This window comes from Candidatus Palauibacter soopunensis (assembly GCF_947581735.1).
Classification (GTDB): domain Bacteria; phylum Gemmatimonadota; class Gemmatimonadetes; order Palauibacterales; family Palauibacteraceae; genus Palauibacter; species Palauibacter soopunensis.
This window is the reverse complement of record NZ_CANPVT010000002.1, coordinates 19,924-44,346: the sequence shown is the minus strand read 5'-3', so window position 1 is coordinate 44,346 and position 24,423 is coordinate 19,924. Positions and strand designations below refer to the sequence as shown.

Below are 24,423 nucleotides of genomic sequence, written 5' to 3'. Positions count from 1 at the left end.
TTGCGCCCCGTGGGGCGCGACGCGGTTGCCCGGAAGAGGCTTCGGCCATGCGAACATCGCTTCTGCTGCTGGTTGCAGCGGGCGTTCTCCCGAGTCCCGCCGTCGGTCAGGAGGCCGACGGGGCGCGGGGCACCGAGCATCTCCCGACAAGTTGGCCGCAGCCGATCACACAGCTGACCCCGCCGACCTCGGCTCCCGCCGTCGACACGCTCTCCGCGGAAGTCGCGCAAGCCGTTGTCGCCGGAACGTGCATGCGCTGCCACAACCCCCGACGCGTCAGCGGGGGCATGTCGCTCGAGACCTTCGAGGCGGCCTCGGCCGCCGACAATGCGGTGATCGCGGAGCGGATGGTGCGGAAGCTGCGGGCCGGGATGATGCCGCCCGTCGGCGTGCGCCGTCCGACACCTGACAGCCTGCGGACGCTCGCGGCGGTCCTCGAGTCCCGCCTCGACGCGGCGTGGGAGGCGAGCCCGAACCCGGGGCGGCGGACCTTCCAGCGGCTGAACCGGGCCGAGTACTCGCGCTCCATCTACGATCTCCTCGACCTGGACATCGATGCGGGCGACTATCTGCCGCTCGATACGAAGAGCGCGAACTTCGACAACATCGCCGACGTTCAGTTGCTCTCCCCGACGCTGATGGACGGGTATCTGCGCGCGGCGAGCGAGATCAGCCGGCTCGCGATCGGCGATCCGGAGGTCACCCCGAGCGAAGCCACGTTCCGGGTGTCGCGCTGGACCTCCCAGGCGGAGCACGTCGAGGGCACGCCGTACGGGAGCCGCGGCGGCGTCGCGGTGGACCACAACTTCCCGGCCGATGGAGAGTACGTCTTCCGCGCCTCCTTCCATCACGAGACGACCGGGGCCCTGTTCGGGAACGGCAAGGGGGCGCTGCACACGACGGATGAACCCGAACGGATCGAGATCTCGATCGACGGCGAACGGGTCGCGCTGCTCGACATCGACCGCTGGATGCACGTCTCCGATCCGGACGGCGTGAACCTGCGGACGGAGCCCGTCTTCATCGAGGCGGGGCCGCACCGCGTGGCGGCCGCCTTCATCCGCACCTTCGAGGGGCCGTCGCAGGACTTGATGTCCCCGCACGACTGGTCGATCGCGAGCACGAGCATCACAGACGCGTACGGGTTCACGACGCTGCCGCACCTGCGCGACCTCGCGGTCACGGGGCCGTTCGCGCCCGCGGGGATGTCCTCCACGCCCAGCCGCGAGCGGGTCTTCTCGTGCCGCCCCTCCGCGCCGAACGACGAGGCCTCGTGCGCAGAGGCGATCCTCTCGCGGCTGGGGACGCGGGCCTACCGCCGGCCGCTGACGGACGACAACCTCGCCGCGCTCATGACGCTGTACCGCGCCGGAGCGGATGCGGGCGGTTTCGAGGAGGGGATTCGCCTCGCGCTGGAGGGGATTCTCGCCAGCCCCCACTTCGTGTTCCGTTTTGAGGAACGCCCTGCGCGCGAAGCGGACGGGGTGTACGCGCTGGACGACTACGATCTCGCCTCGCGGCTCTCCTTCTTCCTCTGGGCGACGGGCCCGGACGACGAACTGCTGGCAGCCGCCGCGGAGGGCCGGCTCTCGGACCCGGTCGCGCTCGACGCGCAGGTGCGCCGGATGCTGGGCGATCCGCGCGCCGAAGCCCTGGCCACGCGGTTCGCGGGACAGTGGTTCCGGCTGCAGGACCTCGAGGGCATGAACCCGGACGTCCGCCTCTATCCGGACTTCGACCAGCAGCTCAAAGAGGCGATGCACCGCGAGACTGAACTGCTCTTCCACACGATCGTGCAGGAAGACCGCAGCCTGCTCGAACTGCTGACGGCCGACTACACGTTCGTGAACGAGCGCCTGGCGCGGCACTACGGCATCCCGGGCGTGACCGGAACGGATTTCCGGAGAGTCGAGATCTCGGAACCCGAGCGCCGCGGCGTGCTGGGGCACGGCAGCATCCTCACCCTCACCTCGCACGCGAGCCGGACCTCGCCGGTCCTGCGCGGGAAGTGGGTGATGGAGGTGCTGCTCGGGACGCCTCCGCCCCCGCCCCCGCCGGACGTCTCCGACCTGGAGGCGACGCCGGAGGCCGAGGAGGGCCGTCTGCTCACGGTGCGCGAGCGGCTGGAGATGCACCGGGCGAGCCCGGCCTGCCGTTCGTGCCACCGCGTGATCGACCCGATCGGTCTCGCGCTGGAGTACTTCGACGGGACGGGGGCGCGGCGCATCAAGGACAGCGGGATGCCGATCGACGCGCAGGGCGAACTCTACGACGGCACGCCGGTGACGAGCGCGGCGGATCTGCGCGCGGCGCTTCTGGCGCGGCCGGTGCCGCTCGTGCGCGCGTTCACGGAGAACCTGCTCGCCTACGCGCTGGGACGGCGGGTCGAGTACTACGACATGCCGACCGTGCGGTCCATTGCGCGGCAGGCCGCCGAACAGGACCACCGCATGTCCGCGTTCATCCTCGGCGTGGTCAACAGCCCGGCGTTCCGGTTGAAGGGGACCGAGGCCGTGGTCGACGACATGGAGGGTGAAAGCCAGGGATCCCAGGAGGACTGATGGAGTTCATCACAGGGAAGCACCTCTCTCGCCGGACGTTCCTTCGGGGTGCGGGGGCGACCGTCGCCCTGCCGTTCCTCGACGCGATGGTCCCGGCGGGCCGGCTGTGGGCGCGCGAGGTCGCGGATCCGACGCGGCTCGTCTGTATCGAGATGGTGCATGGTTCGGCGGGGAGCAGCGGGTTCGGGGCGGCGCAGAACTACTGGTCGCCGGCGGCCACCGGCCGGGGCTTCGACCTGTCGCCGACTGCGCTGAGTTCGCTCGAGCCCTACCGCGACTATCTCACGATCATCAGCGACACCGACGTCGAGCCCGCCGAGGCGACGAAGCCGAAGGAGATCGGCGGGGACCACTTCCGGTCGAGCGCCACGTTCCTCACGCAGGCCCACCCGAAGCAGACGGAAAGCTCGGACGTCTTCGTAGGACCGTCGCTGGACCAGCTCTACGCGCACCGCTTCGGGCAGGACACGCCGATCCCGTCCATGCAGCTCTGCATCGAGAACGTGGACCAGGCCGGGGGCTGCGCGTACGGGTACGCGTGCGTGTACACGGACACGATCAGCTGGTCGTCGCCGACGCAGCCGCTGCCGATGATCCGGGATCCGCGTGTCGCGTTCGACCAGCTCTTCGGGGCCGGCGGGACGCCGGAGGCGCGCGCGGCGCGGCAGCGTTCGAGCGCCAGCATCCTCGATTTCCTCACCGGTGAAGTCGCGAGCCTCAGGGGTCGGCTCGATCCGTCCGACCGGCAGCGCATGGACCGCTACCTCGAAAACGTGCGGGAGATCGAGCGCCGCATCCAGCGGGTGGTGGCGCGCAACGAATCCGGAGAAGACCGGGATCTGCCGGAGGCGCCGGCGGGCGTGCCCGATTCGTTCGACGAGCACGTGAAGCTGATGTTCGACCTGCAGGCGCTCGCGTTCCAGGCGGACATGACGCGCGTGTTCTCGTTCAAGATGGGGCGGGACGCGTCGGGACGGGTCTATCCCGAGAGCGGAATCGACAGGGGCTTCCACCCGGCGTCGCACCACGGCGACAACGAGAACAACATCACGGACTTCGCGCAGATCAACCGCTACCACGTCGGGCTCGTTCCGTACTTCCTCGACCGGCTGAAGGAGTCGATGGAGGGGGACACGCACCTGCTCGACAAGACGATGATCATCTACGGGTCGCCGATGGGGGACCCGAACGTGCACAATCACAAACGGTGCCCGCTGTTCGTGGTGGGCGGCGCGCAGGGGAGGATGGAAGGCAACCAGCACCTGCGGGCCGCGCCCGGGACGCCGATGGCGAACGTGATGCTGAGCCTCATGCACCGGCTCGGGATGGACGATGTGACGAGCTTCGGGAACAGCACCGGGACGTTCTCCTTCGCGGAGACGGCGGACTGATGCGGCGCGCACTATCGATCGTCTTCGCGGCCGCGGCGCTGCTCGCGCTCGGCGCCGCCGCCCCGGTCGGGTCGCCGGTGGGGCCGGGCGGGCCGGATGCTCCGGTGGCCGATGCGGCCATGCGCGGCGATCTGGCCGCCGTGCGGTCGCTGCTCGCCGCGGGCGAAGACGTGAACGCCGCGCGGGGCGACGGCATGACAGCACTCCACTGGGCCGCGATGAAGGGGCGGCTCGACGTGGCCGGGGTGCTGATCGAGGCGGGCGCGGATCTCGAGGCGGGCACGCGGCTGGGCGGGCACACGCCGCTCCACGTGGCGAGCCGGGCGGCGCACGCGCCGCTCGTCGAGGCGCTGCTGGGAGCGGGAGCCGACGCGCGCGCCGCGACGTCGACCGGCGCGACCGCGCTGCACTTCGCGGCCGCCGCCGGGTCGCCCGGTGCAATCGAGGCGCTGGTGCGCCACGGCGCCGATCCGGACGCCCGGGAGCCCGAGTGGGGCCAGACGCCCCTCATGTTCGCCGCGGCGGCGGGCCGAGCCGGCTCGGTGGACGCCCTCGTCGACGCGGGGGCGGACTTCTCGCCCACCGCGTACGTACTCGACATCGTGGCGCGCGACGCGTGGGACCAGCTCGACCGCCGCGAACGCAATGCCCGCGTGGCGGCGCTCCGGGCGGGCCGCGCGCCGCCGGCCCCGTCACCGCGCGAAGCGGCCCCCAGGCCCGCCGCCGGCCCCGGCCCCGGCCTCCAGCCCGTGCGGCTCGAGGACCCCGAGGAGCCCACCTGCTCCGGCTGCCTGGGCAACTACGCAGACCTCGTCGGCACGCACGGAGGGCTGACCGCGCTGCTGCTCGCGGCCCGCGAAGGCCACCGCGACGTAGCGCTCGCCCTGCTCGACAAGGGTGCGGACATCGACCAGCGGAGCGCCGCGGACGACACGACCCCGCTGCTCATCGCGCTGATCAACGGGCACTTCGACCTCGCGATGGAACTCTTCGCGCGCGGCGCCGACCCGAACCTCCGGAGCGATGCCGGCGCCACCCCGCTCTACGCCGCGCTCAACATGCACTGGGCGCCGAAAGCCCGGCATCCGCAGCCCACGGATGTACACCAGCAGGAGTGGTCGTACCTCGACGTGATGCGGACGCTGCTCGAAGCGGGCGTCGACCCGAACCCCCGGCTGAAGAAGTCGCTCTGGTTCACGACGTACAACCGGGACCTGCTGGGCGTCGACCGCACTGGCGCCACACCCTTCTGGCGCGCCGCGCACGCGCTCGACATCGAGGCCATGAAGCTGCTCCTGGAGTACGGAACCGATCCCGCGACCCCGACGGCGAAGGTTCCGGAGCGGCGTTACGGCCGTGGCGGAGACGACATCGACTACTCCGGTCTCGATCCGATTCCCGTCGGGGGGCCGGCGGTCCACCCCATCCATGCGGCGGCCGGCGTCGGCTACGGGCAGGGATTCGCCGGCAATTCCCACCGCCACGTGCCGGACGGCTGGCTGCCGGCCATGAAGTTCCTCGTCGAGGAACTCGGCGCCGACGTGAACGCGCGCGACCACAACGGGTACACGCCCGCCCACCACGCCGCGTCGCGCGGCGACAACGAGATGATCCTCTATCTCGTCGAGCGGGGCGCCGACGTGACGCTCGTGGCCCGCAACGGGCAGACGACCGTCGACCTGGCCAATGGGCCGGTTCAGCGCGTGCAGCCGTTCCCGGAGACGATCGCCCTCCTCGAGAGCCTCGGGGCGAAGAACAACCACCGCTGCGTCTCCTGCTGACCGCACGCCATCGACGGTCCGTGCCGAGAACCTTCAACCAAGCCCGGCGACATCAGGCCGGCCTGACCTGACCATGCCAAATCCCGTTACCGTCCGAGAACTGCTCGCGGGCAGTTCGGGGGAGAGTCCCGCGATCGCGGCGCCCGGACGCGAGCCGCTGAACTTCGACGGTCTCCGCCGCCAAGTGGCGAGCACCGTCGCCGCGCTGAACGGCTTCGGCATCGGCCGGAACGATCGCGTCGCGATCGTCCTCCCCAACGGACCCGAGATGGCCTCCGCCTTCGTCGCCGTGGCGTGCGCCGCCACGGCGGCCCCGCTGAATCCCGCCTACCGGCAGCCCGAGTACGAGTTCTATCTTTCCGACCTGAGCGCGAAGACGCTCATCCTGGAAGCGGGAAGCGACTCCCCGGCGCGAGCCGCGGCCGTTGGCCTCGGGATACCGATCCTCGAACTCCAGACGGACGCCGAGGCTCCGGCCGGGGCGTTCGAACTCGTGCCGGAGGAGTCCGGGGAAACCGACTCCGGCGGGGAAGGGTCCTCGGGCGGCTGGGCCGAGGAGGACGACGTCGCGCTCATCCTCCACACCTCGGGGACGACGTCACGCCCCAAGATCGTGCCGCTCTCGCACCGGAACGTGTGCGCCTCCGCAGTCAACGTTAGCCACACCCTGCGGCTCACGGCCGACGACCGCTGCCTGAACGTGATGCCGTTGTTCCACATCCACGGACTCATAGCGGCGGTCCTCGCCCCGCTCGGAGTCGGGGGATCGATCTTCTGCACTCCCGGCTTCAACGCCCTCCGCTTCTTCGCGTGGCTCGCCGAGGCGCGGCCCACCTTCTACACGGCCGTCCCCACCATGCACCAGGCGATCGTGGCGCGGGCCGCGCGCAACCGGGAGGTGATCGAGCAGAACCCGCTGCGCTTCATCCGCTCGGCCTCCGCCGCCCTGCCGCCGCAGGTGATGGCGGAACTCGAGGAAGCGTTCGGCGCCCCGGTGCTGGAGGCGTACGCGATGACCGAGGCGGCGCACCAGATGACCAGCAACCCGCTTCCGCCCGCGGCCCGCAAGCCGGGCACCGTCGGGATCGCCGCGGGCCCCGAGGTCTCGGTTATGGACGAGGCCGGGACGCTCCTGCCGGCGGGCGACATAGGCGAGATCGTGATCCGCGGCCCCAACGTCAGCGACGGATACGAGAACAACCCCGCCGCGAACGCCGAAGCCTTCACCAACGGCTGGTTCCGGACGGGGGACCAGGGCGTGATGGACGACGAGGGCTACGTGACGATCACGGGTCGTCTGAAGGAGATCATCAACCGCGGGGGAGAGAAGATCTCGCCGCGCGAGATCGACGAGGCGATCCTCGACCACCCGGCCGTGCGTCAGGTCGTGGCGTTCGCGACGCCGCACCCGAAGCTGGGCGAGGAAATCGCGGCGGCCGCGGTGCTCCGCCCGGGGATGGAGGCGACGCCCCGCGAACTTCAGGCGTTCGCGGCGGAACGGCTCGCCGACTTCAAGGTCCCGCGCAAGATCCTCCTCATGGACGACATCCCCAAGGGTCCGACCGGCAAGATTCAGCGCATCGGCATGGCCGAGAAGCTCGGCCTGACATGAGCCGCGCGGCCCACGGGAGCCGGGCGGGCCGCTGATGCGGATCTGCATCTACGGGGCCGGCGCGATCGGGGGATACCTCGGCGCGCAGCTGTCGCTGGCGGGCCAGGACGTCACGCTCATCGCGCGCGGCCCCCACCTGAAGGCGATGCAGGAACACGGCGTGCGGCTGCTGATCGACGGCGAGGAGCGCGTCGCGCACCCTGTCTGCACGGACGATCCTTCGCAGGTGGGGCCGCAGGACTACGTGATCGTCACGCTCAAGGCGCATTCCGTCCCCCACATCGTGGAGCCGATGCAGTCCCTGTTCGGGCCCGACACGGCGGTCGTCATGGCGACGAACGGTCTCCCGTGGTGGTACTTCTACGAACTCGAGGGACCGTGGCGGGATCGGCGCCTCGAGAGCCTCGACCCCGGCGGCGTGCAGTGGGATGGGATCGGTCCGGAGCGCGTGATCGGCTGCGTCGTGTACGCGGCCAGCGAGGTGTCGGAACCGGGCGTCATCCGGCACCTGAAGTACAACCGGTTCACGCTCGGCGAACCCAGCGGCGAGAAGACCGAACGCGTGCGGCGGCTCGCGCGCGCGTTCATCGAAGCCGGATTCAGGGCCCCGGTCCGGGGGATCCGGAACGAGATGTGGGTGAAGCTGTGGGGGAACGTCGCCTTCAATCCGATCAGCGCCCTCACGCAGGAGACCGTGGACACGATCGCCCGAGACCCCGACACGCGCGCCGTCGCGAAGACGATGATGCTCGAGGGGCAGGCGGTCGCCGAAGCCCTGGGCGCCCGCTTCTCGATCGACATCGAGCGGCGGATCAACGGGATCGAGGCCGTGGGCGCGCACCGCACGTCGATGCTGCAGGACCTCGACAAGGGCCGTCCCATGGAGATCGACGCCCTCGTCACGGCCGTCCAGGAGATGGGGCGCATGGTCGATGTGCCCACCCCAACGATCGACGTGATCCTCGCCCTCGTCCGCCAGCGCGCCCGCGTCGCCGGCGCCTATCCTCAGGACTAGCTGTCGAGGTCTTGCCACGGACTGCCGGATGCGATGAACCCTGACCTGATGATCCGCGGCGGCCTGGTGTTCGACGGGACGGGGGCTGCGCCGGCGAGGACGGACGTGGCGGTCCGGGCGGGCCGCATCGTCGACGTGGGCGACGTGGAAGCGGAAGCGCCCATGGAACTGGATGCCGGCGGTCTCGCGGTGGCGCCCGGCTTCATCGACGTGCACAGCCACTCCGACTACACGCTGCTGGTGGACCCGCGGGCGGTCAGCGCCATCCACCAGGGAGTGACGACGGAGGTGATCGGGAACTGCGGCCACGGCTGCTTTCCGATCAGGGACCCGGAGCTTTCGAGCCGCATCATCTATGGCTTCGACGGCAGCCTGCCGCTGGACTGGTCCTCCCCGGCCGCCTACCTGGAGCGGCTCGAGGAGGTGGAACCGGCCGTCAACGTTCTGACCCTGGTCCCGAACGGACAGCTGCGCCTGGCCACGCTCGGACTGGAGGCCCGTCCGGCGACGAGCGCCGAAGTCACGGCCATGACGCGGCTGCTCGAGGAGGGGTTGGAGGCGGGTGCCTGGGGTTACTCCACCGGCCTGGAGTACGCGCCGGAGCAGGGTGCCGGTGAGGCGGAGATCACCGCGCTGGCGCGGGTCACGGCCCGGCGTGGCGGGTTCTACGCGACCCACACCCGGGAGCGCGAGGACCGCGCCGACGAGGCGGTGGCCGAAGCGATTCGCACGGCTCGCAACGCGGGAATTCGGCTCCAGGTCTCACACCTCGCGCCCCGAAGCGGGCTCGACCAGACGAACCGCTGCATCGATCTGGTGGATGCGGCCAGAGCGGCGGGCGACGACGTCGCCTTCGACATGCACACGCGGCTGTACGGCCTGACTTTCCTCTATGCGATGCTCCCCCCGCGGGTGCTGAACGCGAGTCCGAGGGAGCAGGTGAGGCTGCTCGAGACGCCTGAAGTCCGGGCGCAGATCGGCGACCACAAGTCCATCATCACCGGGCTCGGGGACTGGGGCCGGATCTACCTCGTGGACGACGAGGTCTGGCCGGACATGGCGCGTCTCGACTTCGAGGAGATCGCGCGCCGCCGGGACACCACCGCCCTCGACGCCGCTTGCGACCTGCTGCTCGACAGCGCGGGAGCCGGGAAGGCTCCCATGGTGCTCCTCCGCGCCTACGAGGAGGATCAGCAGGAGGAGGTCTTCGCCCACGACCTCTGCGTGCCCGCTTCAGATGCCACGGCGCTCGCCCCCGACGGACCGCTGGCCGGCGCCTCGTTCATGGGCGCCTACACCTGGGCCTCGTGGTTCTGGCGCTTCATGGTCCGCGAGACCGGCCGCCTGAAGCCACAGGAGGCGATCCACCGGCTCAGCGGCCAGCCGGCGGAAATCGTCGGCCTCTCGGATCGCGGCCTGCTCAAGCCGGGCATGCGCGCCGATGTCGTCGTGTTCGACCCGGAGACCTTCGCCGACACCGGCACGACCTTCCAGCCCAACCGGATCGCGACCGGCATGCGCCACGTGGTCGTCAACGGCACCGTCACGCTTCGGGACGGCGCACTCACCGGCAAACGGGCCGGCGCGGTGCTGCGAAAGAGGGCGTAGGCCGGCTCAGTCGGAGGCCTCCGGCGCCGGGCCGCCGGCAATGACGACGCCGTAGAGGTCACGGGCGGCTTCACGCGTCAGCTTCTCCTCCCGCACGTCCTCCAGAACGGCGGCCGGGTCGCGCTCGCGCGGGTCGCCGTAGCCGCCGCCCCCCGCCGACACCATGCGGAAAACGTCGCCCCGCCTCGCGATGAAGCTCTTCATGGGCATTGTCGCCACTTCGTGCTCTCCGTCGCAGTCGATCAGCGTGTTCGCCGAGGCGGCGCCCGGCCCGCCGCCGGCGATGCCGTACGGCGGGTGGTCGCGCCGGTCGGTGCGGATCGTGAACTCGGAGCGCTCGGCGAGGAAGCGGAACTCCCGCACCGACGCGAGGCCGCCCCGGTGCTTGCCGGCGCCGCCCGAGTCGGGGACCAGTCCGTACCGGGTGACCTCCAGCGGCAATTCCGCCTCGATCAACTCGACGGGCTGGTTCGAGAGGTTGGCCGCGGGGTTGGAGATGCCCTCCACGCCATCCCGCGCGGCGCGGGCGCCCCAGGTGCTGACCAGGACCTCGGTGAGCACGAACGGTTTCCCCTCGTGGTGGCCCCCGACCGAGAACAGCGTCGGGCCCCCTTCGCAGCCGGCGATGACGAGTTCCGGCACGGCCTCGGCGATCGCGCCCATGATCGCGTCGAACACCCGATAGCCGATCACGCCCCGGGCGGCGCAGGCGGCGGGCTCCACGGGGTTCACGATGGTGCCCGCCGGCGCGCTCATGCGGATCGGGCGCATGTAGCCTTCGCAGTTCGGGATGTCGTCCGTGGCCAGGCAGCGGATCGCGCAGTAGGCGGCGGAGCGGACCATGGCCATGGGACAGTTGATCGCGGCCAGGACCTGACCGGCCGAGCCGCCGAAGTCCAGCGCGATCTCGTCCCCCTCCACCGCCACCGTGACGGCGATGGGGAGCGGCTCCGGATCGTCGCCCACACCGTCGATCCAGTCGACGAACCGGTAGGTGCCGTCGGGGATGCGCGCGATCTCGGCACGCATCCGCGTTTCGGCGAAGTCGTGCAGTTCCTCGAGGTAGGCCTCCAGTTCGGTCACGCCGTATCGATCGACGAGCTGGCCGAATCCCCGTTCCGCGATGCGGCAGGCCGCGAGCTGGGCCCGCAGGTCGCCCAGCACCTGGACGGGGGAGCGGGTGTTCTTCTCGATGACGCGGAACAGCTTCCGGTCCGGCTCCCCCGCCTCGTAGAGCTTGAGCAGCGGCAGCCGCAGGCCTTCCTGGTAGATCTCGGTCGCGTGGATGGCGACGCTCCCGGGCGCGATGCCGCCGACGTCGCTGTGATGGGCCATCGTCGCCGCGTACCCGCGCACCGCCCCGTCCACGAAGAGAGGCTTGATGACGTACAGATCCGGCAGGTGCTGGCCGCCCGAGCCGTAGGGGTCGTTGCAGATGAAGACGTCCCCGGGGGCCATGTCGTCGCGGAATTCGCGCCGCAACACCTCCATGACGTCCGGGAAGGAACCGAGCTGAACCGCCAGCGTCAGCCCCTGGGCGACGACCTGTCCGTGGCGGTCGCAAACGGCCGTGGAGTAGTCCATGGCATCCCGCACCACCGGCGAGTAGGCGCTCCGCAGGACCACCAGCGCCATCTCGTCGGCGATCGACGACAGCGCGTTGCGCACGACCTCGAACGTGATGGGATCGATCTTCCGGGTCATGGGCGGGTGTCGGGTCATGGGCGGGTGTCCACGGCGATGTCGATGTTACCGAGCGCGTCGAGCCGCGCCCGGCAGCCGGGCGGCACCACGCAGGTGGCGTCGTACTCCTCCACGATTACCGGCCCCTCGGTCCAGTCCGCCGTGAGATCCGTGCGCGCCACGACGGCCGTCTCCAGGGTGCCGTCCGCGGGTCCGAAGTAGACGTCGCGCGGCGCGCCGAGCGTCGCGGGCGGCGGAGGCAGCAGGCGGCGGTTCGGGTCGGCCGCGTCCACGGCGACCCGGGCCAGCACCTTCACGTTCACCAGGTCCACGGGGTCGCCCTCCGATGGATGCCCGTAGGTGCGCTCGTGTTCCCGGTCGAAGGCTCGCGCCATGGCCCGGAGGTCCGGTGCGCCCGGTGCGACGGGGACCGTGAGTTCGTAGGCCTGCCCCGCGTAGCGCAGGTCGGCCAGGCGCTCCACCGTCACCGCTTCGGCGGAGAAGCCGTCAGCCACCATGGCCTCCCGGGCCTCCGCCTCGAGGCTGTCGAAGGCCGCGGCCACCGTGTCCGGATCGGCGCCCTCGGCGCGAATCATGACCGTCTGGACGAACTCCTGCTCGGCATCCGAATAGAGCAGACCCATGGCGCTGAACACGCCCGGCACCGGCGGCACCAGGACCCGGCGGATCTGCAGGGCGCGGGCGATCTCCACGCCGAGCACGGGCCCGTTGCCGCCGAAGGCCGCGAGCACGAAGTCCCGCGGGTCCCGTCCACGGTAGGTCGTGACCGCCTTCACGGCCCGGGTCATGGTGGCGCAGGCGAGGGCGAGCACCCCGTGAGCGGCCTCCGCCACGGGGCGGTCCAGGGGTCCGGCCACCTTGTCCTCCAGGACGGCGAGCGCTTTCGCCGTGTTCAGAGGCAGACTTCCGCCGACCAGGTAGTCCGGGTTCAGGTAGCCGATGGCGACCAGCGCATCGGTGAGCGTCGGATCCACCCCGCCCAGGTCGTAGCACACCGGACCGGGCACCGCGCCGGCGCTCTGCGGGCCCACGCTCGTGTGGCCCACGCCGTCGACCCGGCAGATGCTGCCGCCCCCCGCGCCGATCTCGGAGACGTCGACGAAGGGGAGCTTGACCGGATAGCCGCCGCCCTTGATCAGCTTGCTCGACAGGTTGATGCCGCCGCCCACCTCGAACTCGGTCGTCTTGGCCGCCTGGCCGCCTTCGACCATGGCAGCCTTCGCCGTCGTGCCGCCCATGTCGAAGGAGATCAGGTTGTCGAGCCCCGTGCCGCGGGCGAGGCGGGCGCAGGCCATGACGCCGGCGGCGGGCCCGGACTCCACCATGCAGGCGGGTTTGCGCCCGGCCGCCTCGACGGACATGACGCCGCCGCTCGACTGCATGATGTGAACCGGACAATCGACCCCCAGATCCCGCAGCCGGTCCAGCAGCGTCTCCATGTAGCGCTGGACCACGGGTCCGATGTAGGCGTTCACGACGGCGGTGCTCGTCCGCTCGTACTCCCGGATCTCCGGCAGGATGTCGGAGGAGCAGGTGACATAGAGGCCGTCCGCGAACGCCTCCCGAAGGCGGCCCGCGACCTGCCGCTCGTGGGCCGGATTGGCGTAGGCGTGAAGCAGGCTCACCGCCGCCGCTTCCACCCCCTCGCGCCGCAGTTCCGCCACGGCCGCGTCCAGACTCGCCGCATCCAGCTCCCGGCGCACCGTCCCATCGGGACCCAGGCGTTCGTCCACCTCCCGCCGCAGGCGTCGAGGCACGAGCGGCGCCGGCTTCTCGTACTGGAGGTCGTACATGACGGGAATGCGCAGCCGCCGCATCTCGAGCACATCGCGGAACCCCCGCGTCGTGATGAGGCCCGTCCTCGCGCCCTTCTGTTCGAGGATGGTGTTGGTGGCGACGGTCGTGGCGTGGACCACCGAGGCGACGTCGCCGGGTGTGGCTCCGCAGTCGGCGAGAGCGGCGGCCACGCCCTCCGCGATCCCGCGGCTGTAGTCCTCCGGCGTGGACGAGACCTTGCGGGCCACCATCCGCCCGTCGTCCCCGAGCAGGACCACATCCGTGAAGGTGCCGCCGACATCCACGCCGACGCGGATTCCCATCCGTGCGCCTTTCATACGATTCACGTAACCATCCCGCCCGCCCCGGACACCGTCCCGCCGCCGGCGGGCTGTCGCCCGGAACGGCAGACTGCATCAGATTCGGGAGCTTGACGATGTGCAAGTCCCGCCCGAACGCAGCAGGGCCTTGCCACGGGCTGCCAGGAGGTACCCATGAAGGATCCACCCAGGGGCTGGCCGAGGATCACCCCCGCGGTGTTCTACGACGACGCCGGCGCCGCGATCGACTGGCTGGCGGACGCGTTCGGCTTTGAGGTGCGGGAGCGAATCGAGAACGAGCAGGGACAGGTCGTGCATTCCCAGCTCTCGCTGAACGGCGGCCTCATCATGGTCGGACAGGCGGGGCTCACGCCGGGCCGGACCTACCCCCGATCTCCGCGCAACGTGGACGGCGCGAACACGCAGTCGCTCATGGTCTACGTGGACGACGCGGACGCGCACTGCGAGCGGGCGCGCGCGGCCGGCGCCGCCATCACGACGGAACCGGCCACCCAGGACTACGGCGAGGACTACTGGTCCGACCGAAGCTACGAGACCCGGGACGTCGAGGGGCACTACTGGTGGTTCGTGCAGCGCCTCCGCGGATAGCGGACCCGACATAGCGAACGTAGGCTGAACTCCAATCCGGAGTGGCCGATGGGCGTGCGCGACAACATACGCGATATCGTGGAGGGCTCGGGCCCCGGGTCCGGCCGCTGGTTCGACAAGTGCGTGTTCTTCCTCATCATCGCCTCCCTCGTGGCGATGTCGCTCTCCACCCTCCACCAGCTGCCCCCCGCGTGGAGGGCGGCGCTCGCCGTCTGTGAAATCGTGATCGTCGTTCTCTTTACCATCGAATACGTCCTGCGGATTGTCGCGGCCGAGCACAAATGGTCCTACGTCCGCAGCTTCTACGGCATCGTCGACCTCGTCGCTTTTCTTCCGTTCTACCTCTCGCTCCTGTCTGTCGGAATCGACCTGCGGGCGGTTCGCGGACTACGGTTGCTCCGTGTATTCCGGCTCTTCGAAATGGCGCGATACAGCACGGCCGTGACGAGGCTGGCGACCGCGGTGAAATACGCGCGGAACGAAGCGCTGGTGTTCCTCTTCGCAACGCTGGTGCTGCTGTATATCGCGGCTCTCGGCATCCATCACTTCGAACACGAGGCCCAGCCCGAAAAGTTCGAGTCCGTGTTCCACAGCCTGTGGTGGGCGGTCGTGACACTGACGACTGTGGGGTACGGGGACGCCTACCCGGTCACCGTGGGCGGCAGAATCTTCACCTTCATCATATTGATCTGCGGGATGGGGATCGTGGCCGTGCCCGCCGGACTCGTCGCGACGGGCATGTCACGGGCGGTGGATGATGAACGGCGGGCCGGGCGGCCCGAACCCGAGAGCTGAGCTACGAGCGTTGAGCTGGCGTCGAGTTACGCGCCGAACAGGGGAATCCGGAACACGCGCGCGAAAATCAGAATGCCGCACAGGCCCGTGAAGATGAACAGGCTCAGTCCTCCGAACCATCGCGCGAACCACGACGGGTAGAAGAGGTCGTCCTCCTTCGGGATCACCTTCAGGCAGAAATAGAGGTTGAAGAAGTAGATCACGGGCGCGACGAAGAAGGCGAGCGCCGAGGCGACGAGCACGAGGAACACGGGGCGCGGGTCGAACGTGATGTAGAGGACCGAAGCGATGAGCGAGTAGAACATCGTCAGCCGGTAGATGTTGTACTCGGAGTTCCAGGTCCGCCGCCGTTCCGGATCGGCCCGATCCTCGGGCGATATCCCGTGCAGGCGCGCCGTCGTGCGGAAGAGGTTCCGGCAGCAGGCGCCGACGATGCGGGGCCACCCGTCGAAGTAGTTGAAGGCGGTGGAATAGGTGGCCGCGAGCGCGCCGAGCATGAAGATCATCATCATCCCCGGCCCCACGCTGAGCGTGAAGATGCCCGCGATCTCTCCCATGACGGCGCGTCCCTCGATCGGACTCGGATAGAGCCACACCGCCGCGAGCAGGACGAAGATCGCCGCGAGCACGAAGGAGACGACGTGGCCGGTCCGGAAATCCCACAGCCCGATCCGGAACCAGCGCCGGCAGTATTCGCGCGCATGCGAGGAGAGCCGCGCGGTATCGACCGCGAGATCGGAAGCGGGCGAGGTGAAGGGGTCGAAGCGAGGCACGACGCCGGTCGCCTCGAGGTGGGGCCGGACCTTGCTCATGCCCGCGCGCTTCGCCTTCCCCCACTCCGACGCCTGCAGCGAGACGTCGATGCCGGTCGGCAGGAGGCCGAGGAAGCCCGCGATCACGAGCCACGACCCGTCCGGTATCTCGAAGAGGAAGAAGTGCCCCATCTCGGCGAGCGGCGCCGGCTGGACGATGTAGACCGCGACCGATGAAAGGACCAGGACGCCCGCGAGCGCCTTGGTGGTGTTCTCCACGGCCTTGTAACTGCCGCGGAGGATGATGGCGACGGAGAGCACGCCGAGCAGCGCCGCGTACGCTTCCAGCGGGACGGGAAGACCCAGGTATTCGCTGAACAGGTAGTAGAGCACGGCGGCCGCCGCGATCAGACGCCCCGCCTGGCCGATCGCGCACTGGATGAGCGTCGTCACCATCACGTACCAGAGCGGCCACTTCCAGCGTGCCGTGGCGTAGGCCTCGAGGAGACTCTTCCCGGTGGCGTTGGTGAACCGGAAGGCCATCTCGAACCCGTAGTACTTGAAGACGTAGGCGACGGGCAGGCACCAGAGGAGGGCGTAGGCGAACCGGCCCCCGGCGGTGGGCGCGGTCACGACGTGGCTCGTTCCGATCCCCGTCATCATGAGGATCAGCCCGGGGCCGAAGTGAGCGAGCAGATCGCGCGGCCGGAGCGACGGGAGGGTGAAATCCTCCGGGTTCAATCCGTCGTCGGCCATCGATTCGCGATCGGACAAGCCGGGCCTCCTGTTCAGGGACCACTGCTTCACGCCGGTGCCTTTCAGGCCGGACACGGAAGGTACAAGGGACATCGCCCCCTGCCGAGAGGGTCCGCGATCCGCGTGCGGTCGAACGCTCGAACGCCCCCGCGGGGACGCGGCCGTCAAACGTTGCGGGAAAACGCTACGGTGGAAAGACGCCGGGGCCGGGCCTATCGTTCCGGGGCCCTTGAGAACCACGCGCGGCCCAGCGAAGCGGAGGTGCGAATGTCTGCGATCCATCCCCCGGTGCGCGGCGTCTGGTGCGCGCTGACCCTGGCATTGGCCGCGGGTTGTGCCCCGGATCCCGCCGCCGAAGCGGACAACCCCTTTGTCGGGGCGTGGTCGCTCGCCTCGTGGGAGAGCCGCTCGCCGGCAGGCGAAGTGACGCTGCCCTACGACGGGAATCCCGCCGGCCAGATCACGTATACGGCCGACGGCCGCATGTCCGCGCAGTTGATGCAGGTGGGGCGGGAGTTCCCCGACGCCGCCGAGGCCGACGGCCAGGAGATGCGCGACGCCATCCTGGGCGGCTTCTTCTCCTACTACGGAGACTACAGCGTCGATATGGAGGCGGGTGTCGTCACGCACCACGTGGAAGGCGCGCTGCTGCCGAGCTGGGTCGGCTCGGACCGGCCGCGCGCGTTCACCTTCGACGGGCCGGACCGGCTGATCCTGAGCACCGAACCGGACCCCGCGCGCGGAGGGGGGGCGGTGGGAACGCTCGTGTGGGAACGCATCCCGGCCCGCTGAACGCCGGCGCCCCCAAGCTCCGGAGCCCCCGAACACCGATCCAGGGACGAAACATGAGAACATGGATACTTGCGGCCGCGGCGACGGCACTCGTGGCGGCCTGCGGAGGAAGCGGACCCGAGGAGCCGGCGGATCTCGTCCTCCTGAACGGAGACGTGTATACGCTCGACGATGAGCGGCCCGCCGCCGAGGCGGTCGCGATCCGCGGCGAGCGCATCGCCGTCGTCGGGTCGGACGCGGAGGCGGAGGCGCTCGTGGGACCGGACACCCGCGTCATCGATCTGGATGGGGCGTTCGTATCACCCGGCTTCAACGACGGCCACGTGCACGTCGAGAGCACCGGGGCCCTGATCGTGGGCGTGAACCTGCTCGAGGTGCACGAACCGGACGGCTTCCGCGAGGAAATCGCGCGCGCGGCCGAGCGTCTGGCGCCCGGCAGTTGGATCACGCGTGGCGACTGGGGCGCCTACGAGGAGTGGGAGGTGGGATCGACCGGCCGCGAAGGGGAGGGCGGCGAAGGGGAGGGCGGCGCTCAGAGTGCCGGGGGGCCGTTCACGCCGCACCGCGACCTCATCGACGACGTGACCCCGAATCACCCCGTCCTCGTGAACCGCTTCGACCGTTTCGTGTACCTCGCGAACAGCCTCGCGCTCGACATGGCGGGCATCACGGACGCCACGCCGTCGCCACCCGGCGGCATGATCGCGAAGGACGAGGACGGCCGGGTCACGGGCATCCTCACGGGCTCCGCCGTCGACCTCGTCCGGGCCGCCATCACGCCCAAGTCGTTCGAGCAGCGCCTCACCGAGGTCCGCGCGGTGCTCCAGGAGGCCCGCGAGGGCGGCGTCACCACGATCCAGGACATCACCTCCTCCGAGCAGTTCCGCGCCTACCAGGAACTGCACGCCCGCGGCGAGCTGACCGCCCGCATCAACATCCGTCCGTCGCTCGACAACGTGACCCACACCGGCGGGCTCGGGATCACCCGCGGCTTCGGCGACGACTGGCTCCGCTTCATCGGCTACAAGGCCTGGGTCGACGGCATCATGGGCGGCTCCAGCGCGATGTTCTACGAGCAGTACGACCACGCGCCCGGCAACTTCGGGATCGTGCGCCAGATCATGCTTCCCGAGGGCATCGATGGCCTCGCCCTCTCCCTGACACGCGGCCAGAACTACGCCGAGTTCCCGGAGGGGAACCTCCAGCGGCTCATGGAGGAGGCGGTGCCCACGGGCCTCCCGCCCCACATCCACGCGATCGGCGACAAGGCAGTGAAGATCCTGCTCGACCTGTTCGAGGCCGTGTTGAGCGAGCACGACATGATCGAAGCGGATCACCGGTGGCGGATGATCCACGCGCAAGTGGTTGAGGAGGCGGACTTCCACCGTTTCGGCGAACTCAACCTCGTGGCGGAGGTGAACCCGTACCACATCTCGGACGACATGCGGTGGATGGAGGAGAGGATCGGCGGGCGATCCCGCGGCGCGTACGCCTTCCGCTCCCTGAAGGACGCGGGGGCGGTGCTCGTGTTCGGGAGCGACAGTCCCGGGACGAACGCGGCCCGCTACTTCCTCCATCCGAGGTACGGACTGTACGCGGCGGTGAGTCGGCAGACGCTCACCGGCGAGCCGGCCGAGGGCTGGTTCCCGGAGCAGCGGCTCACGATCGAGGAGGCGATCGAGGCCTACACGCGAAACCCGGCCTGGGCTTCGTTCGAGGAGGACATCAAGGGCACCCTGACGCCCGGCAAGCTGGCGGATATCGCCGTGTTCGACGTCGACCTGGTCGAGGCCGGCCGGAACGATCCCGCGCGGCTGCTCGAGGCCGAGGCGCTGTACACGATCGTCGGCGGCCGCGTCGTCCACGAGCGCGGCGCCCCGTAGAGATCAGGGCACGCGCCTCAGGTTGTCGATAAACCGCCAACCCTCCTCGCTCCGGGGCAGTTCGCAGGCCGTCTCCTTCCCGAACCAGCGGTAGCGGTTCCGGGCTACGAAGCGGTAGACGAAGTTGCGAAGCGGGGAGGGGATGACGAGGAGCGTCGCGACGAACGGCCAGGCGCGCCCGAGCCCCGCCAGAATGAGCAGCGCGGCGGTGCTGCTGCGGTAGACCTTTCCCCCCGCGAACAGAACCAGCGACCGCGGCGGCTCGCCGGGTCCGGGGGGGTCTACCTGGGTCGCCGCGAGGATCCGGCGCCCCACGTCGGACTGGAGCGAGGCGAAGCGGAAGCGGCCGCTCCGGTCGCGACGGATGATGAAGCGGACGGCGCCCGCGCACAGGTTGCAGACGCCGTCGAAGAGGACGATCGGGCGGCCTTCGAAGCCCGGATCGGCGGGCACGCGTCGTCCTCAGCTCACGGCACGAGGCGGGGTCTCGCCATGTTCTTGAGCAGGAAGAGCCCGTCCCCGGTCCCCGTCACGGCGATCGTCCCGCTCGCGAAGTAGGGGTAGTTGCTCCACGACGCGCCGCCCTGGTACGGCGAGGTGTCGAAAAAGCCGATCTCGACCGGGTTCTCCGGGTCCGAGATGTCGAGGACGCGGAAGCCCGCGGAATAGTTCGACTGGTACATGAGGTCGCCGACGATGTAGAGGTTGTGGTCGGTGGCCGTCGTCTCCGCGATGTATTCGGTGACGAGGATCGGGTCGTCGAGATCCGTAACATCCCACACCAGCGTGCGCGTCCCCTCCACGAGACCCTGGGGTTCATCCCCCTCGTCGTTCATGTAGAAGTAGCGGTGGTCGTCGGTGAGCCAGCCCTGGTGCGCGTAGGCGACGTTCGGATAGTCGATCGTGGCGAGGCCGACCGGCGCGTCCTTGTCGCTCACGTCCGCGATGTTGAACGCCGTCTCGTTCGAACCGAGGCAGATCTCCTTGCCGGCGTGCTCGGCGTCGGGGCCGCGGTAGATGACGCACTGCGCGTCGTGCACGTAGCCCGTGCCCCGGCGTCCCGTCCCCTCCTGCGCGAAGCAGCCCGCGAACACGGGTTGGGCCGGGTCTTCGAGATCGATCATGTGGAGGCCGCCGCCGCAGGTCTCGCCTCCGCCGCTGTTCCCGACGGCATAGGCGAAGCCGGTCTCCTCGTTGATGACGATGTTGTGAGCCGAGTGGATCCCGTCGTAGAGGAACGTCTCCTCGAACGTCACGGGTTCCGCGCCCACGTCGCGCAATTGCCGCAGGTCGAACACCTGCACGCCGTGTTCGAGGGCCGCGTCCGCGACGATGTAGGCGTGGTCGCGATACACCTTGATGTCGCGCCAGATCATGTGCCGCGAGCCCTCCGTGGCGGGCAGGTCGCCGAGGAAGCGGGGGTGGTAGGGGTCGCTGACGTCGACGAAGGACGTGCCGTCCGTACGCCCGACGATCGCGATTTCGCGACCCGTCTCCGGGTCGGTCCAGCCCCAGATGTCGTTGACGCGCGTGGCGCGGGTGCCGCCGAGGTCCTTGATCGGCATGAATGCGGTGATGTTCACGTCCCGGCACTCGAAGACATCCGCCTGCCCCTCGGTGCACTCGATCTCCTCGCCGGCGATGGCGGGGAAGCCGCGGTAGTCGTTGACGAGGATACCGCCGTCCTCCCACGAGCCGGCACTGGATCGTTCGTAGACGACGGCGGCGCCGGCGCCGGAGTCGAGCCCCGTCGCGCCGATGACGAGGTGATCGCCGGATCGCGCGGCCGCGCCGGCGAAGCCGGAGCGCTCGCCTAGCGGGGAGCGAAGAAGGATGGAAGCCTCGCGCCACTGCCCCTCGGCATCGCGCCGGTAGGCGTACAGGGTGCCGGCGCCCATGGCGCTGCCCGCAGCCCCGATGAGGATGTCGTCGCCGTCGAAGCCAAGAGAAGACCCGAACTGAGCGTTGGGTTCGGGCAGGAGCGGGCCGAGGCGCGCCTCCATCGCCCAGCCCCCGGCTCCGCGCGAGAAGGCGAAGACCGCCCCGCCGCTCTCCCTGAGGGTCGGGGCGCCGACCAGCGCGAAGCCGTCGCGCACGGCGAGCGAGGCGCCGAATCCGCTGCGCTCCTGGAGCGACGGCGCTTCGAGAGTCCCGGTCGCCGTCCACGCCGAACCCTCGCGCTCGAACGCGAACACGACGGGTGGCGCATCACCGGACTCCCGCGTGCCGACGAGCAGCGTCTCGCCATCGAGGGCCACCGTCGCACCGAACCCCTCGGTGGCCACGCCCTCCGTCCGCCGCAACGCCGCACCCGGCGACGCGGCCCCGTCGGGGCCCACGGCGTACGAGAACACCGCCCCCCGTCCGTCATCCGCCGCGGGGGAAGACACGATCGCGACGCCCTCGGTCAGCGCGATCGCGCTCCCGAACGCCCGCGCGCCCTCCGGCGCCTCGAGCCGGGCCACCTGCCCCCAGCCGCCCGTCCCGTCGGATCGGAACACGTAGACCGCGCCGGCCCCGTCCGCTTCGAGCGGCGCGCCCGCCCACAGCCAGCCTCCCCGCACGGCGATGGCCCGTCCGAACCCGTCCGGGACCCGCGTCTCGTCGGAAACCGTCACTTGCCCCGTCTCGGCCCAGCCCGAGGCCGTCCGGCCGTAGACCCACACGATTCCCGACATCGTGCCGTTGCCCGCTTCGCCGACCAGCACCTGGTCGCCGCTCACGGCCAGCGCGCCGCCGAACTGCTGCGCGCCCGCGACCTGGGGCGCCGCCAGCGCCAGACCCGCCGCCAAAGCAGGACCCGCGAAGAAAAGGGTTCGCCGATTCATGAGGTTCTCTCCCGAGATTTCGTCTGCCGAAGTTCACGCACGCAGCGTCCAAGCTGCATTCAAGCTGCGTCGGTCCCCGGCGGACACGCCAGCCGTAGCGGTTTCGCGGGCCGCGTTGTCCAGCGTACGTTTCAAGTCTGCGCCTATTCCGCTTTCGGCAGGAGGACATCATGTATCGCGCCGCCCGCTTCGCTTCAGCGAGCCTGCTTCTTCTCCTCTTCGTCGGCCTGGCGCCGGTCTCGGCCCAGAACGGCAACGGGATGAAGTCCCTTTCCCTCGACATGTACATGGATTGGGAACGGGTCTCCAATCCCCAGATCTCCCCGGACGGCCGCCACGTGGTCTACACGCGCGGCTGGATCGACCAGATCAACGACCGCTGGGAGTCCACCCTCTACATCATGAACGCCGACGGCACCCGCAAACGGGAGCTGATCGACGGGTCCGGCGCGATCTGGTCGCCGGACGGCACGCGCATCGCCTTCACGGCGTCGGGCGAGCCGGAGGGCTCGCAGATCTTCGTGCGCTGGATGGATGCCGAGGGTGCGACGACCCAGATTACGCGGCTGGAGCACTCGCCCGGCAGCCTTCGCTGGTCCCCGGATGGCACGCACATCGCGTTCAGCATGCTCGTTGAGGACGAGGAGAGCTGGCCGATCGACCTGCCGAGCCGCCCGGACGGCGCGAAGTGGACGGAAGGCCCGAAGATCGTCACCCGGATGGACTATCGTCAGGACCGTCGCGGGTACGTCGACCAGGGCCACTCCCACGTCTTCGTGGTCCCGGCCGACGGCGGCACGCCGCGCCAGCTCACCGACGGCATGTGGAACCACGGCAACCCCCAGTGGAGCGCGGACGGGAGCGAGATCTACTTCTCCTCGCTGCGGGAGGAGGACTCCGAGTACAACTGGCGCGAGTCCGAGATCTACGCGGTGAACGTCGCCTCGGGCGCAATCCGGCAGCTCACGACGCGGCGCGGGCCGGACGGGGGCGCCTATCCCTCGCCCGACGGCAGCCTCGTCGCCTATTCGGGACAGCCCTGGAACGATGACACGTACCGGAACTCCCACATCTACCTGATGAACCCGGACGGCTCGGGCGTGCGGCAGATCTCGGGCGACTTCGACCGCGGCCTGCGGGGGAGCCCGCAGCTGATGTGGGCCCCGGACGGGAGCGGCGTCTACTTCAACGTGAACCGTGAAGGGACGCGGCACCTCCACTTCGCGTCGGTCGACGGGGGCGTGACGCAGGTCACGACCGGCAATCACCTTCTCAGCCTCAGCTCCTTCACGGACGACGGGGATGCGGTGGGTACGCTGACCACGCCGCACGGCCCAGGCGACGTCATCTCATTCGATCTCGACGATGGCGGCAACCTCATGCAGCTCACGCACGTGAACGACGACGTGCTGGCCGGGGTCACGCTCGGCGAGGTCGAGGAGATCTGGTACAAGTCGGTGAACGACTGGGACATCCAGGGCTGGATCGTGAAGCCGCCCGACTTCGACCCGTCGAAGAAGTACCCGCTCATCCTGTCGATCCACGGCGGACCGCACGGGATGTACAACACCGGGTTCAACTTCGGCTGGCAGGAGCACGCCGCGAACGGCTACGTCGTCGTGTACACCAACCCGCGCGGCAGCTCCGGGTACGGGACGGACTTCGGAAACGCGATCAAGAACGCCTATCCGTCGCAGGACTTCGACGACCTGATGGCGGGCGTCGACGAGGTCGTGGCGCGCGGATACGTCGACGAGGACAACATGTTCGTGTACGGCTGCTCCGGCGGCGGCGTGCTCACCTCGTGGGTCGTCGGCCACACGGACCGCTTCCGGGCCGCTTCGGCGAACTGCCCGGTCACGAACTGGCTCTCGTTTGTGGGAACGACGGACGGGCCCGGCTGGTACCGCAACTTCGAGCACTTCCCGTGGGACGACCCCTCCGAGCACCTGCGCCGCTCGCCGCTCATGTACGTGGGCAACGTGACGACGCCGACCATGCTCATGACGGGGGAGATGGATCTGCGCACGCCGATGCCGCAGACGGAGGAGTACTACCAGGCGCTCAAGATGGAGCGGGTGCCGACGGCGATGATTCGCTTCCGCAACGAGTGGCACGGGACGAGCAGCACGCCGTCGAACTTCCTGCGCACGCAGCTCTTCCTGCGCAGCTGGTTCGAGCGCTTCGGGACGCACGACGACGGCGACACACGCGCCGTATCGGACGCCGGCGGTTCCTGA

The 24,423-nt window shown here is 69.8% G+C and carries 16 protein-coding genes; 11 read left to right on the top strand and 5 right to left on the bottom strand.

Going from position 1 to position 24,423, the window contains the following annotated elements; genetic code table 11:
- Window positions 1-47: 47 nt before the first annotated feature.
- From RN901_RS00490 to RN901_RS00465, 6 genes are all read left to right on the top strand, one after another.
- Window positions 48-2,561 (top strand): DUF1592 domain-containing protein, encoded by a 2,514-nt coding sequence (locus tag RN901_RS00490; RefSeq protein WP_310754717.1) that lies wholly within the window; start codon window positions 48-50, stop codon window positions 2,559-2,561.
- Window positions 2,561-3,952 carry a DUF1552 domain-containing protein gene (locus RN901_RS00485; protein ID WP_310754715.1) on the top strand — a complete coding sequence of 464 codons (1,392 nt, stop codon included), beginning with the start codon at window positions 2,561-2,563 and terminating at the stop codon, window positions 3,950-3,952. The genes RN901_RS00490 and RN901_RS00485 overlap by 1 nt, the downstream gene beginning before the upstream one ends.
- Complete coding sequence (locus tag RN901_RS00480) at window positions 3,952-5,733, top strand: ankyrin repeat domain-containing protein (RefSeq protein WP_310754714.1); 1,782 nt, start codon at window positions 3,952-3,954, stop codon at window positions 5,731-5,733. Before RN901_RS00485 ends, RN901_RS00480 begins: the two co-directional genes overlap by 1 nt.
- A 73-nt stretch (window positions 5,734-5,806) precedes the next feature.
- The gene (locus tag RN901_RS00475) at window positions 5,807-7,345 is read left to right on the top strand and encodes an acyl--CoA ligase (RefSeq protein WP_310754713.1); all 1,539 of its coding nucleotides are present in this window, start codon (window positions 5,807-5,809) and stop codon (window positions 7,343-7,345) included.
- Between the two features lie 34 nt (window positions 7,346-7,379).
- Window positions 7,380-8,360, top strand: coding sequence for a 2-dehydropantoate 2-reductase (locus tag RN901_RS00470; RefSeq protein WP_310754711.1), 981 nt, complete (start codon window positions 7,380-7,382; stop codon window positions 8,358-8,360).
- A 33-nt stretch (window positions 8,361-8,393) separates the two neighbouring features.
- A complete protein-coding gene (locus tag RN901_RS00465; RefSeq protein WP_310754710.1) occupies window positions 8,394-9,968 on the top strand; it encodes an amidohydrolase family protein in 1,575 nt (524 codons plus the stop codon).
- A 6-nt stretch (window positions 9,969-9,974) separates the two neighbouring features.
- Here the strand turns inward: RN901_RS00465 and RN901_RS00460 are convergent, their stop codons facing one another.
- Both RN901_RS00460 and RN901_RS00455 read right to left on the bottom strand, forming a co-directional pair.
- Window positions 9,975-11,690, bottom strand: a complete 1,716-nt coding sequence (locus RN901_RS00460) for a hydantoinase B/oxoprolinase family protein (protein WP_310754709.1) — start codon at window positions 11,688-11,690, stop codon at window positions 9,975-9,977.
- On the bottom strand, window positions 11,687-13,786 hold the full coding sequence (locus RN901_RS00455) for a hydantoinase/oxoprolinase family protein (RefSeq protein WP_310755753.1): 2,100 nt from the start codon (window positions 13,784-13,786) through the stop codon (window positions 11,687-11,689). The genes RN901_RS00460 and RN901_RS00455 overlap by 4 nt, the downstream gene beginning before the upstream one ends.
- Window positions 13,787-13,942: 156 nt before the next feature.
- Between RN901_RS00455 and RN901_RS00450 the strand changes: the two genes are divergently transcribed.
- Together RN901_RS00450 and RN901_RS00445 are read left to right on the top strand one after the other, a co-directional pair.
- Window positions 13,943-14,377: a VOC family protein gene (locus RN901_RS00450; protein WP_310754707.1), complete on the top strand. Its 435-nt coding sequence runs from the start codon at window positions 13,943-13,945 to the stop codon at window positions 14,375-14,377.
- A gap of 54 nt (window positions 14,378-14,431) precedes the next feature.
- On the top strand, window positions 14,432-15,172 hold the full coding sequence (locus RN901_RS00445; RefSeq protein WP_310754706.1) for an ion transporter: 741 nt from the start codon (window positions 14,432-14,434) through the stop codon (window positions 15,170-15,172).
- Between the two features lie 26 nt (window positions 15,173-15,198).
- On the opposite strand, the gene RN901_RS00440 is transcribed toward RN901_RS00445, so the two are convergent.
- Window positions 15,199-16,698: an Nramp family divalent metal transporter gene (locus RN901_RS00440; RefSeq protein ID WP_310754705.1), complete on the bottom strand. Its 1,500-nt coding sequence runs from the start codon at window positions 16,696-16,698 to the stop codon at window positions 15,199-15,201.
- A 249-nt stretch (window positions 16,699-16,947) separates the two neighbouring features.
- Here RN901_RS00440 and RN901_RS00435 point away from each other — a divergent pair, with 249 nt between their 5' ends.
- Window positions 16,948-17,472 (top strand): lipocalin-like domain-containing protein, encoded by a 525-nt coding sequence (locus tag RN901_RS00435; protein ID WP_310754704.1) that lies wholly within the window; start codon window positions 16,948-16,950, stop codon window positions 17,470-17,472.
- Window positions 17,473-17,525: 53 nt separating this feature from the next.
- On the top strand, window positions 17,526-19,355 hold the full coding sequence (locus RN901_RS00430; RefSeq protein WP_310754702.1) for an amidohydrolase: 1,830 nt from the start codon (window positions 17,526-17,528) through the stop codon (window positions 19,353-19,355).
- Window positions 19,356-19,358: 3 nt separating this feature from the next.
- Here RN901_RS00430 and RN901_RS00425 read toward each other — a convergent pair whose 3' ends face one another.
- Window positions 19,359-19,808: a thiol-disulfide oxidoreductase DCC family protein gene (locus RN901_RS00425; RefSeq protein WP_310754701.1), complete on the bottom strand. Its 450-nt coding sequence runs from the start codon at window positions 19,806-19,808 to the stop codon at window positions 19,359-19,361.
- A gap of 14 nt (window positions 19,809-19,822) precedes the next feature.
- Complete coding sequence (locus tag RN901_RS00420; RefSeq protein WP_310754700.1) at window positions 19,823-22,183, bottom strand: choice-of-anchor B family protein; 2,361 nt, start codon at window positions 22,181-22,183, stop codon at window positions 19,823-19,825.
- Between the two features lie 170 nt (window positions 22,184-22,353).
- Here RN901_RS00420 and RN901_RS00415 point away from each other — a divergent pair, with 170 nt between their 5' ends.
- Entirely contained in the window at window positions 22,354-24,423 is a 2,070-nt protein-coding gene (locus RN901_RS00415; protein ID WP_310754698.1) for a S9 family peptidase, read from the top strand.

Bases quoted from the DNA above. Each gene is read 5' to 3' on its own strand.
- RN901_RS00430 (WP_310754702.1), top strand. From the start codon at position 17,526: ATGAGAACATGGATACTTGCGGCCGCGGCGACGGCACTCGTGGCGGCC.
- RN901_RS00415 (WP_310754698.1), top strand. From the start codon at position 22,354: ATGTATCGCGCCGCCCGCTTCGCTTCAGCGAGCCTGCTTCTTCTCCTC.
- RN901_RS00435 (WP_310754704.1), top strand. From the start codon at position 16,948: ATGTCTGCGATCCATCCCCCGGTGCGCGGCGTCTGGTGCGCGCTGACC.
- RN901_RS00455 (WP_310755753.1), bottom strand. From the start codon at position 13,786: ATGAAAGGCGCACGGATGGGAATCCGCGTCGGCGTGGATGTCGGCGGC.
- RN901_RS00485 (WP_310754715.1), top strand. From the start codon at position 2,561: ATGGAGTTCATCACAGGGAAGCACCTCTCTCGCCGGACGTTCCTTCGG.
- RN901_RS00450 (WP_310754707.1), top strand. From the start codon at position 13,943: ATGAAGGATCCACCCAGGGGCTGGCCGAGGATCACCCCCGCGGTGTTC.
- RN901_RS00470 (WP_310754711.1), top strand. From the start codon at position 7,380: ATGCGGATCTGCATCTACGGGGCCGGCGCGATCGGGGGATACCTCGGC.
- RN901_RS00460 (WP_310754709.1), bottom strand. From the start codon at position 11,690: ATGACCCGACACCCGCCCATGACCCGGAAGATCGATCCCATCACGTTC.
- RN901_RS00420 (WP_310754700.1), bottom strand. From the start codon at position 22,183: ATGAATCGGCGAACCCTTTTCTTCGCGGGTCCTGCTTTGGCGGCGGGT.
- RN901_RS00465 (WP_310754710.1), top strand. From the start codon at position 8,394: ATGAACCCTGACCTGATGATCCGCGGCGGCCTGGTGTTCGACGGGACG.
- RN901_RS00475 (WP_310754713.1), top strand. From the start codon at position 5,807: ATGCCAAATCCCGTTACCGTCCGAGAACTGCTCGCGGGCAGTTCGGGG.
- RN901_RS00490 (WP_310754717.1), top strand. From the start codon at position 48: ATGCGAACATCGCTTCTGCTGCTGGTTGCAGCGGGCGTTCTCCCGAGT.
- RN901_RS00480 (WP_310754714.1), top strand. From the start codon at position 3,952: ATGCGGCGCGCACTATCGATCGTCTTCGCGGCCGCGGCGCTGCTCGCG.